We start from the raw sequence: 14,963 nt of genomic DNA on the forward strand, positions 1-14,963 counted from the left end.
GGATGGGCGCGATTGCCGGCCGGCTTCGCGGCTGCTATGCGCCTGATGGGCGGGACGAATGGACAGACGAGCAACCGAGAAGGACGACGACACGTCGGCTAAGGGACGGCCGACGCTGAAGACGCTTGCCTTCATGACCGGGCTCGGCGTCACCACCGTCTCGCGCGCGCTGAAGGACGCCCCGGAGATCGGCGCCGAGACCAGGCGGCGCGTGCAGCTCGTCGCCAAGCAGATCGGCTATCGCCCGAACCGCGCCGGCGTGAGGCTGAGGACGGGCAAGACCAACGTCATCAGCCTGGTGCTCAACACCGAGCACGAGCTGATGAGCTTCGTCTCGGACATCATCTACGGCGTCACCGAGGTGATCGCCGACACGCCCTATCACCTGATCGTCACGCCCTATTCGCGCTCGCAGGACCCGCTGGATCCGGTGCGCTATCTGGTGGAGACGGGCTCCGCCGACGGCGTCATCATTTCACGCACGCAGCCCAACGACCCGCGCGCCCGCTATATGCTGGAACGCGGCATCCCATTTGCCACGCATGGCCGCACCGACATGGGGCTGGTGCATCCCTATCACGACTTCGACAACTATGCTTTCGCCGGCGAGGCGGTGCGCCATCTCGCCGGCATGGGCCGGCGCCGGCTGGCTCTGGTGACGCCGCCGGTCGGCCTCACCTATTACGACCACACGGTGAACGGTTTTGCCGATGCGCTGAGCGAAGTCGGCGCCAGCGAGGTGCCGTTCAACACCGTCTCCATCGACCACACGATCGAGCAGATCAGGATGCGAACCGCGCAGCTCATGCGCCGCGAGAGCCGTCCGGACGGGATCGTCAGCAGCGCCGCCGCCGCTACGCTCGCCGTTGTTGCAGGCATCGAGGACGCCGGCCTGAAACTCGGCCGTGATGTCGACGTGGTGTCGAAACAGTCGTCGGAGCTGCTGCATTTGTTCCGGCGTGAACTGCTGGTCGTGAACGAGAATTTCCGGCTCGCCGGCTCCGAGCTTGCCCGCGCCGTGCTCGGCTGGATCGGCGGCAAGGAACCTGGCTCACTGCAATCGCTGAGCAAACCGAGCGAGGTCCTGCCCTATCGGGGTTGAACTGGCGCGACTTGAGAGTCAGGTCAGGCCGAGTTGGCGGCTTCAGAGAACCGGAAGCGTGCTTGAGTGGCACCGGGAGCGCAGGAAGCCGCCTTTGCACCCTGGCATAACCTGACTCTAGGCGGCGCCGCTTCCCCACGGCCCATGGAACGCCCCCTGCCCGCCGATACGCTCGAAACCGTGCGCGCCGAAGAAATCGCGCTGCGCCTGGATCAGGTTCGAGGTGCCGCGGCCCTGGCGATAGCTGTCGAAATAGGCGAGCGCCGAGGACAGCGCCGGCACCGGTGAGCCGGCCTCGGAGGCTCGCGCCACGATGCGCCTGAGCGACGGATGCGCCTCCTTCATCATGGCGATGAAGGCCGGCGCCATCAGGAGATTGGTCGAGGCGCCGCCTGAGCCGAAGGCCTCCGCCATCGTGTCCAGCATCTGCGAGCGGATGATGCAGCCGGCACGCCATATCTTGGCAATGGTCGGCATCGGCAGGTTCCAGTTGAATTCCTTTGAGGCGCCGCTCATCACAGCAAAACCTTGCGCGTAAGCCGCGATCTTGCCGGCAAACAGCGCCAGCTCGAGATCCTTCAGCAGCGCCGCCTTGTCGCCGGAAATCTTCTCGACGCCAATATCGCCGTAGGCCTTTTCCGCCGCCTGCCGTTCGTCCTTGATCGACGACAGCACGCGCGCCGCGACGGCAGCCTCGATGGCCGTCGCCGGAATGCCGAGCTGCTGCGCTTCGATGACCGACCATTTGCCGGTGCCCTTCTGGCCGGCGCGGTCGAGGATGATGTCGACCACCGGCTTGCCGGTCTTGGGATCGTCGGCTGCGAGAACCTTGGCGGTGATCTCGATGAGGTAGGAGTTGAGCCGACCCTGGTTCCAGCCATCGAAGACCTTGCCGATCTCCTTCGGCCCCATGCCTAAGCCGTCGCGAAGGATGCCGTAGATCTCGGCGATCATCTGCATATCGGCATATTCGATGCCGTTGTGGATGGTTTTGACGAAATGGCCGGCGCCGTCGGTGCCGAGCCAGGCGGCGCAAGGCTCGTCCTTGAACTGGGCGGAGATCGCCGTCAGCACTTTCTCGACACGCTTCCAGGAGTCTTCCGTGCCCCCAACCATGATCGACGGCCCGTGGCGCGCGCCCTCCTCGCCGCCCGACACGCCCATGCCTATAAAGGTCAGGCCGGAGCCCGACAGCTCGGAGAAGCGCCGCATCGTGTCGCGGAAATTGGCATTGCCGGCATCGATGATGATGTCGTTGTCGGAGAGCACGCCGCGCAGCGCCGCGATCTGCTCGTCGACCGGCTTGCCGGCCAGCACCATGATGATGATCGGCCGAGGCGGCCGGATCGCTGCGGCGAGTTCCTCCAGGCTGTAGCAGGGCACAACCATGTCCTTCAGCGGACCGGCGTTTTCGACGAAGGCGCCGGTGCGCGACGGCGTGCGGTTGAAGACGGCGATGCGGTGCCCGTGCTCGGCGATGTTGAGCGCCAGGTTGGAGCCCATCGTGCCAAGGCCGATCAGGCCGATTTCGGCTTTTTCCATCGTTTCTTCCCTGCTTTCGAACTTTTGTTGAAGCCGCGTTTTGGACGGATGATTGACGGGCCTTCGCGACGGCGTCAACCGCCTCGCCGAATTGTGTCGCGGTCTAGGTCAGTCGGCTCTGATATCAATTGGCGCTTCAATCTTCACCATCTCGAAATCGGAAACCAGGATGTCGAGCCGGGCGTTCCAGCGGCCGGGCAGCGGGATGACGAGATTCTCGACGCGCCAGGTGCCGTCGCCGCGTTTCGTCGCCGGCCGTTTGATCGGCTCGATGCCGGAATCCGGCTTCGACAGCACCAGGGTCACCTGCTTGGCATCCATCGGACCGAAATCGCCGGTCATGATCACCATCGAGGAGGCAACCTGGCCGGCATGGCCGGGCGTGATGCTGAGATCGGCCATCGCCTGCAGGGTGTGGATGTGGATCGAGGCCGGCTGCGCTGCGGCGATCGCCAGCGCGCGTGGCGGCGGCGTGAAGCGCCAGCCGGCGGCGACGCCGAAGATGGCAAGCACGATCAGCGTCTCGATGCCGATCGAACGCACCAGCCGCCGCTGCACTTCCGTGTCGCCCGTTTCGGCCGGCGCGGTCAGCGTCCATCGGTTCACGGAGGCAAGGGTGAACAGGAACAAAAGCAGGGCCAGTTTCAGCAGCAGCAGGCGGCCATAGGCGGTGTTGATGAGCGCTGCCGGTTCGCGCACTTGGATGATCGCCAGCACGATGCCGCTTATCGCAAGCACGGCAACCACGGGCAGGATCGCGCGCGAAAACCGGCGCAAGAAGATTTTGGCCTCCGCCGGCTGATAGCGCAACGCAAGGCCGAGCGGCGCGAGCGCGCCGCTCCAGAAGGCGATGGCTGTGCCATGCAGGAAAACGAGCGGCCGCGTCAGCCATTGCGGCTCGGCGGCGCTGGCGTGGCCGCTTGCCGCAAGCGCCGTGCCCACACCGACGAGCCCGGCGAGCGCAAGCAGCTTGCCAAGAGCGCGCGGTCCGGCGAGGGACAGCAAGGCAAGGCCGAGTGCAATCAGGGCGGCAAGCACCGTCCAGCCGAAGCTGGTGGCAAGCGCGGTCTCCCACACGGTGGGCGCCGCAAACCGGGCGAGCGGCGCGCCGAGCGCGTCCAACCCCTGAAATCCGAGCGAGAACGGGGCGGCGGCCAGTCCGCACAGAAGAGCGCCGATAACGAAACCCTGGCCGCAGCGACAGTCTCCAGCGAGCCAGGCGAGCGCGAAGGCGCCGCCGGCGCCGAGGAACAGCCCGGCATAGAGAAGGAGCTTACCGATCCAGATTGCCGTGCGCAGCGACAAATCGACGGCGTCGCCCGCTACCGGCGCAGCACTTGGCGCGCCGACGGAAAACAGCGCCGAGCCGCCGACCGGATGGCCGTCCTCCGAAATCACCCGCCAGCTCAGCACATGCGTGCCGGATTTGAGCGTCTCCGGATTATCGATCTCGACGGTCTGATCGTTGAGCCGGAAGGAGGTCAGCGAAAGTTGCGTGCCGTCCGGCCGCACCAGAGTGAGCACCAGGGGCGAAACCGGCTCGCTGAAGGTCAGCGAGAACCGCGCGGGACTCTGCGACAGCACCGCACCATCGGGCGGATCGGTCGCGACCAAGGCCGCATGCGCGAGGGCGCGGCCGGGTAGCACCAGCAGCAGCACGAGTACGAAAGCCGCGAACAGGCCGCTGGCGACTGGCCCGATGCGCACACCCGTCAGGCGGATTGGGAAAGTTGCTGCTGCGTTCATGCGGTCTTTCGAGAAGGGACGGCGCGCCCGAATGGGACGCGCCATCGAGAGATCATTTCTTCGGCAGCAATTTGATGCCGGGCGCCGGATTTTCCAGTGCATCCTCATCCTGTCCCGCCGCCGGAATCTCGATCCAGCGATCGGCGGCATCGCCGCATTCCTGGACCACCGGGAAATAGAGCATCTGGCCGGCCGGAAGATCGGCGGCGAGCGAAGCACGGAAAATGAACTCGTCATAGAATTCGTCCGGCAGGTTGCCGCCGCTCCAGTCGACTTCCTTGACGCCGGTGGTCAGCGTCTCGCCATAGAGCTGGTAGGATTTCTCGTATCGGCCTTTCTTGGTCTGCAGCGTCCAGCCGGGCTTTGGCATCGGCTTGACCGAAATGACGCCTTCCGGAATCTGCACGCGCACCGCGGTCGTCGCCTTCCCCTCGCAGCCATGCGGCACGCGCAGGACGGCCTTATAGGTCGAGCCGACGGCCGCTTCCTGGGTTTCGAGCGTGATGTGCGCAAGCGTGGCGTTTGTCCCGAGCGCCAGAACCGCGCCCACCGCCAAAAGATACTTCTTCATGAATTGTCCCTCTAATTTCGAAATGATCACTCGGCGTGATCGTCCATGCCGCCCATCTCGCCCATGCCCTCGACGGCGAACTCAACTTTGACGCTGCCGGCCTTCTCGAAGGTCAGCGTGGCCGGGAATTTCTCGCCCTGCTTGGGCTGTCGCTTCAGGCCGATGAACATCAGGTGATAGCCACCCGGCTTCAGTGCGACCTTGCCGCCGGCCGGGATCACGAGCCCGCCGCTCACCGGCCGCATCGTCATGACGCCGTCCTTGACACTCATCTCATGCAATTCGGCCTTGTCGGAGATGTCGGAGGAAATCGACAGCAGCCGGTCGGGCGAGCCGCCCTTGTTGGTGACGGTGAAATAGCCGCCGGCCACCTTGGCGCCCGGCGGCGTTGCGCGCGACCACGGGTGCCCGACCTCCAGGTCACCGGCCTTGAATTCATGCGCCTGGGCGCCGGGAACGCATGCGAACAGAAGAAGAGCGAACACGGCAAGGCCGAGCCGTTCGAAACCGCGCGGACGAGCTTGCGCTCGCGCGGCGGGAAGAAGATTGGACATGGTTGCTCCATGAGTATGAGATCGCGCCGTGATCCGGCCGCGAGCAGTCTGATCTTGGATGAATGCGCCTGCGAAAGGTTTCGCGGGTTTTTGTCAGACTGCGGCCGGCGGCGCGCGCGGATTGGCCGGAGAGCGGTCGCGGGCAAAATCGAGATGCCGGAAGGCCAAAGGCGGGAAAGCGACCGCGTCGAACACCAGCACCCTGACGGGCGCACGGGTATCCGGCGGCGGCAGATGCGCCGGCGAAACCAGGCTGCAGCCAGCCAAGCAGCAAGCCGGCATATGCTGCCGGTGCGGATCGCCGCCCGGAAGCTTGACCGCCCCGTCATGGGTGCAGATGACGTTGCCGAAGGCATCAAGCTGCGAAGGAGCGCCAAAGGCGAAGGCGCCAAGCGCCGACTGAAGCAACAGCAGCAGCGCCGCGACGAACGCGGCCGGCATGCTCCATCGTCTCAGCCGGATATCCAAATGACCTGCCTCTTTCCAGCAATTCCACCGAGCCTAGCATGGGGGCGGCGGCCGGAAAATCGTCAAAACCGGGCTGCGGCAACGCGGCGCGACGCGCCTGATCAGGCGGGCTGCACCTGCCGCCCTTCCGGAATTGAGCTCAACAGCGTCTGGCGCGCCGACTTCAGGTGCTTGCGGCAGGCGGCGTCCACCTTGGCGGGATCGCGCGATTTCAGCGCCGCGATATAGGCCAGATGCTCCTGGACTGCGACCTCGTTGCGCTCGCGTTCCTGCGCCTTGTTCCATTGGTAGTGGTAGTGGAAGATCATCGCGATCACATCGTAGAAATCGACGATGAAGCGGTTGTGCGAGGCGCGGTGGATCAGCCGGTGGAAGCGCTCATCGAGCTCGGAGAATTCGTTGAAGCGCGTCGCGATCTCGCTCGCCAGTTGGCGATGTTCGATCTCCAGCCGGTCGAGATCGGCCCAGACCGCGCTATCCTGCGGCAGCGCGACGAAGGCAGCCGCCGAACGCAGCTCGAACATCTCGCGGATCTCGGTCAGCTCAAGCGCGAAAGCGCGGGTGAAGCCCTTGAGCACCCAATGGCTGTTGCGCCGCTTCTCGATCAGGCCGAAGCGCGAGAAGCGGATCAGGAATTCGCGCACGCTGGTGGTGCCGACGCCGATCTCGCGCGCCAGCTCGAGCTCGTTGATCTGCATGCCTGCTTCCGCGCCGCCGGCGAGCAGCCGGCGCATGAAGGAGCGCTCGATGATCTCGGCCAGCGAGTCGGTCTCTTCCTCGGGGAAGAAATCTTCCGCCTTCGGCGCCCGCAGCACCGTTTTGTTGCGCTTGTTCCAGGCGATCAGCCCGGTTTCTTCCATGCGCGAAAGAATGCTGCGCACCGTGGTGCGGCTGACGCCGAGCAGCGTTCCGAGCTCGGGCTCGGACGGCAGGCTCCTGGTTTCGTCGAGCAGCCGCAGTCCGCGGTTGAAGGCGTCCTTGTAGACGTTGTTGCTCTTCGACATGCCCCGTATCCCCAACGCTTGCGGCGGCCGGCCGGAAGCGCAATATGATCGGTGTTCCTAGCGCAAGCCTCCGAAATGCGGAACGAATTTCGCCGGCTTTATCTAACGGGCGGCCACGCACCCAAGGGCGCGGCGCGCGATGAAAAAACAATTGACGCAAAAATGTTTTTTCACGATAAAAGACATTATCCTCAAACGGGCGCATGTCAATCCGCCCACACTCCCAGGTTTACCCAGGACAGCCGCCCGTGAACGCCGCAAGCACCATTCTTCTTTCCCCCGCCGACAATGTCGCGGTCGCCAATGGCCGCATCGAGATCGGTGCGGCGCTGCCCGGCGGCGCGGTTGCGGTGGCGGCGATCGACCCAGGGCACAAGGTGGCGATCAGGCCGATCGCGGCGGGCGAAGCGGTGGTGAAATATGCGCAGGCGATCGGCCGCGCCACTCAAGCCATCGCGCCGGGCGAGCACGTCCACTCGCACAATCTGGTGTTCGAGAGTGGCCGCCTGCCGGTGGTGCCGCCGAGCGAGGCCGAGCACGCCACCGAAGCGGACCGCAAGCGCACCTTCATGGGCTATCGCCGCGCCGATGGTCGCGCCGGAACGCGCAACTTCATCGGCATCATCGCCAGCGTCAATTGCTCGTCCACCGTCTGCCATGCGATCGCCGACGAGGCCAATCGCACGCTTTTGCCGAAATATCCCGGCATCGACGGTTTCGTGCCCATCGTCCACGGCCAGGGCTGCGGCATGAGCGCCACCGGCGACGGCATGATGGTGCTGCACCGCACGCTGGCCGGCTATGCTCGCCACCCGAATTTCGGCGGCGTGCTGATGGTCGGTCTGGGCTGCGAGGTCAACCAGCTCACCCTTTATGGCCAAAAGGGCGTCGCGGCGGGAAAGCGGCACTTCAACATCCAGGAGGCCGGCGGCTCGCGCAAATCCGTCGAGCGGGCGATGGGCGTGCTGGCCGAGATCGCCGAGGAGGTCGGCCAGTTGCAGCGCGAACCGATCCCGGTCAGCGAGATCGTAGTCGGCCTGCAATGCGGCGGCTCGGACGGCATGTCCGGCATCACCGCCAATCCGGCGCTGGGGGCGGCGGTCGATATTCTGGCCGGCTGCGGCGGCATCGGCATCCTGTCCGAGACGACCGAGATCTACGGCGCCGAGCATCTGCTTGCCTATCGCGCCGCCTCGCCCGAGATCGCAGCCAAGCTCGACGGCTTTGTGAAATGGTGGGAGGACCATACAGCCAAGCACGGCGCCTCGATCGACAACAATCCCTCGCCGGGCAACAAGCGCGGCGGCCTGACCACCATCCTGGAGAAGTCGCTGGGTGCTGTTGCCAAGGGCGGTCAGACGCCGCTCAACGGCGTCTTCGGTTACGCCGAGAAGGTCAGCGGCAGCGGCTTGGTGTTCATGGACACGCCCGGCTACGATCCGGTCTCGGCCACCGGCCAGGTGGCCGGCGGCGCCAATGTCATCGTCTTCACCACCGGCCGCGGCTCCTGCTTCGGCTGCCGTCCGACGCCGTCGATCAAGGTCGCCACGAACTCGACCATGTACCACCAGATGGAAGAGGACATGGACGTCAATTGCGGTGTCATCGCTTCCGGCGAGAAGACGATCGCCGGCATGGGCCGCGAGATCTTCGAGCTAATCATCGAGACGGCGTCCGGACGCAAGACCAAGAGCGAGGCGTTCGGCTACGGCGACAACGAGTTCGTGCCCTGGCATCTCGGCGCGACGCTCTAAATAGTCGAAACGACCGCCGGTCGAACGGCAAAGGGAGGCTTTGATGAACAAACGCCGGATCGGCGCGACCGCGCTCGAAGTCACCGAAGTCAGCTTCGGCGGCGCCGCCATCGGCGGCCTTTATCGCGCCTGTCCGCGCGAGCCCGCAATGGAAACGCTGCAAGCGGCCTGGGACGGCGGGCTGCGTTACTTCGACACCGCGCCCTTCTACGGCTTCGGCCTGTCGGAGCGGCGCACAGGCGATTTCCTGCGTGAGAAGCCGCGCTCCTCCTATATGCTCTCGACCAAGGTCGGCCGCCTGTTCCGGCCGGTGCCGGAGGACCAGGTTCCCGATCACTCCTATGTCGACCCGCTGCCCTTCGCGCTCGATTACGACTATTCCTATGACGGCATCATGCGCTCGGTGGATTTTTCCTACGCGCGGCTCGGCCTCAACAAGATCGACATCCTGTTCGTCCACGACATCGGCGTCTACACGCATGGCGTCGAGAAGACGAAGCTGCATTTCCGTCAGCTGATGGACGGCGGGCTGAAGGCGCTGGAGGAGCTGAAATCGTCCGGCACGATTTCCGCCTACGGTCTTGGCGTCAACGAGGTCCAGATCTGCCTTGACGTGCTTCGCCGCGCGCCGCTCGACTGCATCCTGCTCGCCAGCCGCTATTCGCTGCTTGATCGCAGCGCCGAGGCCGACCTGCTGCCGCTTTGCCGCGAGCGGCGGACCTCGCTGATCATCGGCGGCGTCTTCAACTCGGGCATATTGGCGACGGGACCGGTGCATGGCGCGCATTTCGACTATCTGCCGGCGAGCAAGGATATTCTCGACCGCGTCAGCGCAATGGAGCGCATCGCTATCGGAGGTGGCTATCCGCTGGCCGCTGCCGCGTTCCAATTCCCTCTGCACGAGCCTGTCGTTGCCTCGGTGCTGACCGGCACCGCCAAGCCCGCTAATCTGACGCGCAATCTCGAACTGCTGGATGTCAAGGTAGCGGCGGCGGAATTTGCCAAATACGATCCTTATACGATCGTCCAGCAGCTTGGCTGAGATGCGGAGATCCAGCAGACCGATCAGCTGCCACGCCATCACGCAAACGGCATGAGACACCGCTTGCATCGATCAGGGCAATGCACTATCAAAATCGAGCAAATGTTTTTTATTGATAAAGTTCTGTTTGGCTTGCGCCTATCCAGATGGAGCTTCCGAACCTTCACCGGGCGATTTTAGGGAGGAACCTAATGAAATTCGTAACCAGCCTTCTCAACCGCCGCGCCTTCGTGGCTTTAGCCGCCGCCTCAATGCTCGCCAGTGCGATGCATTCGGCACCCGCCTCGGCGGCCGACGTGACCATCCCAATCATCGTCAAGGACACGACTTCGTTCTACTGGCAAATCGTGCTGGCCGGCGCCCGCAAGGCCGGCAAGGATCTCGGCATCAACGTGCCGGAGCTCGGCGCCCAGGCCGAAACCGACGTCAACGGTCAGATCTCGATCCTCGAGAACGCCGTCGCCGGCAATCCGGCCGCGATCGTGATCGCGCCGACCGAGGCCAAGGCGCTCGGCAAGCCGATCGACGAGGCGGCGACCAAGGTCAAGGTCATCGGCATCGACTCCAGCGCCGAATCCAAGGCCTTCACCTCCTTCCTCACCACCGACAACGTCCAGGGCGGCCGTGTCGCGGCTGACGGTCTCGCTGCCGCGATCGGCGCCGCCAATGGCGGCAAAGTCGAGGGCAAGGTTGCGCTGATCACCGCGCTGCCCGGCGCCGGCTCGCTCGAGCAGCGCGCGCAAGGGTTCAAGGAACAGCTCAAGGCGAAATATCCCGGCCTCGAACTGGTCGCCGACAAATATGCCGACGGTCAGGCCACCACCGGCCTCAACATCGCGACCGACCTGATCACCGCCAATCCGGACCTCAAGGGCATCTTCGCCTCGAACCTGATCATGGCGCAGGGCGTTGGCCAGGCGATCGCCGAGAACAACCTCGCCGGCAAGGTGGCGCTGATCGGTTTCGACAGCGACGAGAAGCTGATCAAGTTCCTCAACGACGGCGTCATCTCCGGCCTCGTCGTCCAGGATCCATACCGGATGGGCTACGACGGCATCAAGACCGCCTTAGCCGCCTCGAAGGGCGAGAAGGTCGAGGCCAATGTCGACACCGGCGCCAATCTCGTGACCAAGGACAACATGAAGGATCCGAAGATCGACGCGCTGCTCAACCCGAAGCTCAACTGATCTTCGCGACATTCGTTTCCGGGGCTTCGCCGCCCCGGAAACATCGCCGCGGACAGTTTGGAAATCCGCCGGCTTACTTTAGGCTCTGCCTTCTAGATGCGCGCCAGACGCATCGCTGCGTATCCAACGGTTGGATCAATCTGGGAGGATTGTTATGACGTCGACGGCGCAGGAACTGCACCCGCCCCCCACGCTGAAACCGGGCAGGACCATCCTCGAGTTGAAAGGCCTGGAAAAGCGCTATCCCGGCACGCATGCGCTGAAGCCGGTGGACCTTGCCTTCAAGTCGGGCGAGATCCACGCCATCGTCGGCGAGAACGGCGCCGGCAAATCGACGCTGATAAAGCTTTTAACCGGCGTCATGCCGCGCACCTCCGGCGAAGTCGTCTGGGAAGGTAAACCCGAGGCGCTGGCCACGCCGCACGAGGCGATGGCGCTCGGCATCAATGCCGTCCACCAGGAGGTCGTGCTTTGCCGCCACCTCACCGTCGCCGCCAACATGTTCCTCGGCGAGGAGAATTCCCGCTTCGGTCTGTTGCAGCAGCGCGCCATGGTGAAAGAAGCGCAGAAGATCATCGATGGGCTCGGCTTCGACCTGCCCGCGCATGTCATGCTGGGCGACCTCACCATCGGCCAGCAGCAGCTGATCGCCGCCGCCCGCGCCACGGTACGCGGGACAAAGTTCCTCATCTTCGACGAGCCGACCGCCTACCTCACCCGCAAGGAGGCCGACCAGCTGTTCCAGCTGATCCGCCGTCTGAAAGGCGAAGGCGTCACCATCATCTATATCAGCCACCGCATGGAGGAGGTGTTCGAGCTTGCCGACCGTGTTTCGGTGCTGCGCGACGGCACCCTCGTCGGCACGCGCAACATAGCCGAGACCAGCGAGCCGGAACTGGTCAAGCTGATGATCAACCGCTCGATCGAGCAGATCTACCACAAGGAGCATTTCACGCCGGGCGCGACGATCGTCGAGACTCGGAATCTCTCCGGCAAGGGTTTCGAGAACGTCTCGGTGACTGTCCGCGCGGGCGAGATCGTCGGACTTTACGGCTTGATCGGAGCCGGCCGCAGCGAGTTCGTCACCACGCTTTACGGCCGCCACAGGAAGTCGGCCGGTCAGATCCTGTGGCAAGGCAAGGAGGTGCAAGTCAACTCCGAGCATGACGCGATAAGGCTCGGCATGGCCCTCGCCCCCGAAAGCCGCCGCGACCAAGGCCTTTGCCTCAACCTGCCGGTCGGCACGAATCTCAACCTGCCGATCTACAAGCGCATCTCGAGCAATCTTCTGATCTCAGGCTCGCGCGAGAAGGCCGAGGCCGATCGCCAGATAGCCGATCTCAGGATCAAGACGCCGACCCGCCACGCGCTGGCCTCCAGCCTGTCGGGCGGCAACCAGCAGAAGATCGTCATCGGCAAATGGCTGGCGCATGGCGCCAAGCTGTTCATCTTCGACGAGCCGACGGTCGGCGTCGATGTCGGCACCAAGGCCGAGATTTACCGGCTGTTCTCGACGCTTCTGTCCAAGGGCGCCGGCATCATCCTGATCTCGTCCTACCTGCCGGAAGTCTACGAGCTCGCCGACACGCTGCATGTGTTCCGCCGCGGCAAGCTGGTCGCCACGCATGGCTTCCGCACCGCCAGCCATGAGGACATTTTGGGCCAAGCGCTGGCCGAGAAACAAGAAAAGACGGGAGGACGAAAATGAGCACCGAGGCGATCCCCGCCGAAAAGCCGAAGCGCAACTACAACGCCTTGTTCGGGCTGACGCTGCTCGGCTTGTTGCTTTTGATGTGGATCGTGCTGGCGGTCGCCACACCCTCCTTCGCCACGACGCTCAACATCACCAATCTTTTGCGTCAGGGTTCGCTGATCGCCATCCTCGCGGTCGGCCAGACCTTCGTCATCATCACCGGCGGCATCGATCTCTCGGTCGGTGCCGTGGTCGGCTTCACCACCGTCATCGTGGCGCTTCTGATCAATGCCGGCTGGCCGATCTGGGCGGCTGTGCTCATTACTTTGCTCGCCGGGGTCGCCATCGGCCTGTTCCACGGCTTCGGCATCGTCAAGATGGGCCTGCCGCCCTTCATCATCACCCTGGCCACGATGACGTCGCTGCGCGGCATCGGCCTCTTGATGACCAACGGCAATTCGATCTCGATCAACAGCGACCCTTTCCAGGCCTTCTCGCGCGGCTCGCTGCTCGGCATCCCCTATCTGTTCTGGATGGTGATCCTAGTCGCCATACCGTCCTACGTGTTCCTGCACCACACGCGCTGGGGCCGCTATTTATTCTCGGTCGGCTCCAATGCGGAGGCCGCGCGCCTTTCCGGCGTGAACGTGCCGCGCACCATCTTCATGGCCTATATCCTGTCCGGCCTGCTCGCGGCTTTCGTGGGTGTGCTGCTTGCCTCGCGCATCGGCATCGGCAACCCGACCCAGGGCGACACCTATGAGCTGCAGGCTATCGCCTCGTCGGTGATCGGCGGCACCTCGCTGTTCGGCGCCATCGGCTCGGTGCATGGACCGCTGATCGGCTCCTTCATTCTTTCGACGATCAACAACGGCGCCAACCTGCTCAACGTCAACACCTTCTGGCAGCGCGTCATCACCGGCCTGCTGATCATCGTCATCGTCTACTTCGACGGCCTGCGCCGTCGCGGCAAATAATCGTTCCTGAAATGACGCGCCGGCCCCGATCGAGCGGGGCCGACGCCCCTTAAACACTGGATCAGCGCATGAAAGCCGTCGTCTGCCGCTCGCCTGGCGACCTTGTTCTCGAAGACCGCGCCGAACCCGGCGCGCCGCCGCCCGGCTGGGCGCGCATCGCAGTCAGCCATGTCGGCATCTGCGGCACCGACTATCACATCTTCGAAGGCAAGCACCCGTTCCTCGCCTATCCGCGCATCATGGGCCACGAGGTCTCGGGCACGGTCGTCGAGCGAGGTGAAGGCGTCGAGCTTGCCATCGGCGAGCCGGTGATCATCAACCCCTATCTCGCCTGCGGCAAATGCGTTGCCTGCCGGCACGGCAAGCCGAACTGCTGCGTGCAGATCGAGGTGCTTGGCGTCCATCGCGACGGCGCCATGTGCGACGAGATCCTGGTGCCGGCGCAAAACCTTTATCCGGCAAATGGCCTATCGCTGGCCGATGCCGCCGCCGTCGAATTCCTGGCCATCGGCGCACACGCCGTGCGGCGCTCGCTGAGTGCGCCCGGCCAGCGCACGCTGGTCATCGGCGCCGGTCCGATCGGCCTTGGCACGGCACTGTTCGCCCGCATTGCCGGCCTCGATGTCAGCCTGCTCGACATGAGCACCGAACGGCTCGGTTTCGCCGAAAGCGAGCTCGGCTTTGCCGCGCTCGACGGCTCGAAAGCACAGGCAGCCGATCTGGTGCGGCAGGCGTCCGGCGGCGAAGGCTTCGACCTTGTGTTCGACGCCACCGGCAACACGCAGTCGGTGCAGTCCGCCTTCACCCATGTCGCGCATGGCGGAGCGCTTGTTTTGGTCAGCGTCGTCAAGGACGACATCACCTTCTCCGATCCCGAGTTTCACAAGCGCGAGATGACGCTGGTCGGCAGCCGTAATGCGCTCAGAGCAGACTTCGACCATGTCGCCGCCTCGATCCGCAACGGCACCGTGCCGCTGGAGAAACTCGTCACCCACCGCACGACCCTTGCCGATACGCCGCGCGATCTAGCGCGCTGGGCGCACGAAAAATCCGGGTTGATCAAAGCGGTTATCGAGGTCGGATAGGGAGGCCCGACCCGCCCGTCGATGACGACCTCAGGGGTTGTCGCCCTTGATGACGACGTCGAAGGCTAGTCGGAGGCGACTGGCGTCCATGAGCGGTTGTTGCGCCATGCGCTGGCCAAGTCCGGCGTGCCGTTCTCGCCGCACAACCCGGCACACACCCACCACTATGCGAAGTCGACAAGACGGCGCGCCAAGACCGATCGTCTCGATGCCGCACAAACCTCGCAGCCCGCTCAGG

13 protein-coding genes are annotated in these 14,963 nt (G+C 64.4%); 7 read left to right on the top strand and 6 right to left on the bottom strand.

Annotation, left to right across the window (positions count from 1 at the left end; genetic code table 11):
- Window positions 1–58: 58 nt before the first annotated feature.
- Window positions 59–1,102, top strand: a complete 1,044-nt coding sequence (locus tag A9K66_RS01035; protein ID WP_067318936.1) for a LacI family transcriptional regulator — start codon at window positions 59–61, stop codon at window positions 1,100–1,102.
- Between the two features lie 117 nt (window positions 1,103–1,219).
- Here A9K66_RS01035 and gndA read toward each other — a convergent pair whose 3' ends face one another.
- The 6 genes from gndA to A9K66_RS01065 all read right to left on the bottom strand — a co-directional run bounded on the left by gndA (window position 1,220) and on the right by A9K66_RS01065 (window position 6,987).
- Complete coding sequence (gene gndA / locus A9K66_RS01040) at window positions 1,220–2,644, bottom strand: NADP-dependent phosphogluconate dehydrogenase (RefSeq protein ID WP_067319625.1); 1,425 nt, start codon at window positions 2,642–2,644, stop codon at window positions 1,220–1,222.
- 108 nt (window positions 2,645–2,752) lie between these two features.
- The gene (locus tag A9K66_RS01045) at window positions 2,753–4,390 is read right to left on the bottom strand and encodes a copper resistance CopC/CopD family protein (protein ID WP_067319627.1); all 1,638 of its coding nucleotides are present in this window, start codon (window positions 4,388–4,390) and stop codon (window positions 2,753–2,755) included.
- Between the two features lie 52 nt (window positions 4,391–4,442).
- Window positions 4,443–4,961: a YcnI family protein gene (locus A9K66_RS01050; protein ID WP_067318938.1), complete on the bottom strand. Its 519-nt coding sequence runs from the start codon at window positions 4,959–4,961 to the stop codon at window positions 4,443–4,445.
- 26 nt (window positions 4,962–4,987) lie between these two features.
- Window positions 4,988–5,515: a copper chaperone PCu(A)C gene (locus A9K66_RS01055; RefSeq protein ID WP_067318940.1), complete on the bottom strand. Its 528-nt coding sequence runs from the start codon at window positions 5,513–5,515 to the stop codon at window positions 4,988–4,990.
- A 93-nt stretch (window positions 5,516–5,608) separates the two neighbouring features.
- Window positions 5,609–5,956 (bottom strand): DUF2946 family protein, encoded by a 348-nt coding sequence (locus A9K66_RS01060; protein ID WP_067318942.1) that lies wholly within the window; start codon window positions 5,954–5,956, stop codon window positions 5,609–5,611.
- A 128-nt stretch (window positions 5,957–6,084) separates the two neighbouring features.
- The gene (locus A9K66_RS01065) at window positions 6,085–6,987 is read right to left on the bottom strand and encodes a GntR family transcriptional regulator (RefSeq protein WP_067318943.1); all 903 of its coding nucleotides are present in this window, start codon (window positions 6,985–6,987) and stop codon (window positions 6,085–6,087) included.
- Window positions 6,988–7,235: 248 nt separating this feature from the next.
- Between A9K66_RS01065 and A9K66_RS01070 the strand changes: the two genes are divergently transcribed.
- The 6 genes from A9K66_RS01070 (at window position 7,236) to A9K66_RS01095 (ending at window position 14,725) form a co-directional block, all read left to right on the top strand.
- Window positions 7,236–8,741 carry an altronate dehydratase family protein gene (locus tag A9K66_RS01070; RefSeq protein ID WP_067318947.1) on the top strand — a complete coding sequence of 502 codons (1,506 nt, stop codon included), beginning with the start codon at window positions 7,236–7,238 and terminating at the stop codon, window positions 8,739–8,741.
- Between the two features lie 43 nt (window positions 8,742–8,784).
- Complete coding sequence (locus A9K66_RS01075) at window positions 8,785–9,783, top strand: aldo/keto reductase (protein WP_082953628.1); 999 nt, start codon at window positions 8,785–8,787, stop codon at window positions 9,781–9,783.
- Window positions 9,784–9,974: 191 nt separating this feature from the next.
- Complete coding sequence (locus A9K66_RS01080; protein WP_067318951.1) at window positions 9,975–10,970, top strand: ABC transporter substrate-binding protein; 996 nt, start codon at window positions 9,975–9,977, stop codon at window positions 10,968–10,970.
- A gap of 154 nt (window positions 10,971–11,124) precedes the next feature.
- The gene (locus A9K66_RS01085) at window positions 11,125–12,678 is read left to right on the top strand and encodes a sugar ABC transporter ATP-binding protein (RefSeq protein ID WP_067318952.1); all 1,554 of its coding nucleotides are present in this window, start codon (window positions 11,125–11,127) and stop codon (window positions 12,676–12,678) included.
- Window positions 12,675–13,640 (top strand): ABC transporter permease, encoded by a 966-nt coding sequence (locus A9K66_RS01090; protein ID WP_067004136.1) that lies wholly within the window; start codon window positions 12,675–12,677, stop codon window positions 13,638–13,640. Before A9K66_RS01085 ends, A9K66_RS01090 begins: the two co-directional genes overlap by 4 nt.
- Window positions 13,641–13,708: 68 nt before the next feature.
- Window positions 13,709–14,725: a zinc-binding alcohol dehydrogenase family protein gene (locus A9K66_RS01095; RefSeq protein WP_067318953.1), complete on the top strand. Its 1,017-nt coding sequence runs from the start codon at window positions 13,709–13,711 to the stop codon at window positions 14,723–14,725.
- Window positions 14,726–14,963: the final 238 nt, after the last annotated feature.

The sequence above is a fragment of the Mesorhizobium sp. AA23 genome, from assembly GCF_001672435.1.
In the GTDB taxonomy this organism is placed as follows: domain Bacteria; phylum Pseudomonadota; class Alphaproteobacteria; order Rhizobiales; family Rhizobiaceae; genus Mesorhizobium.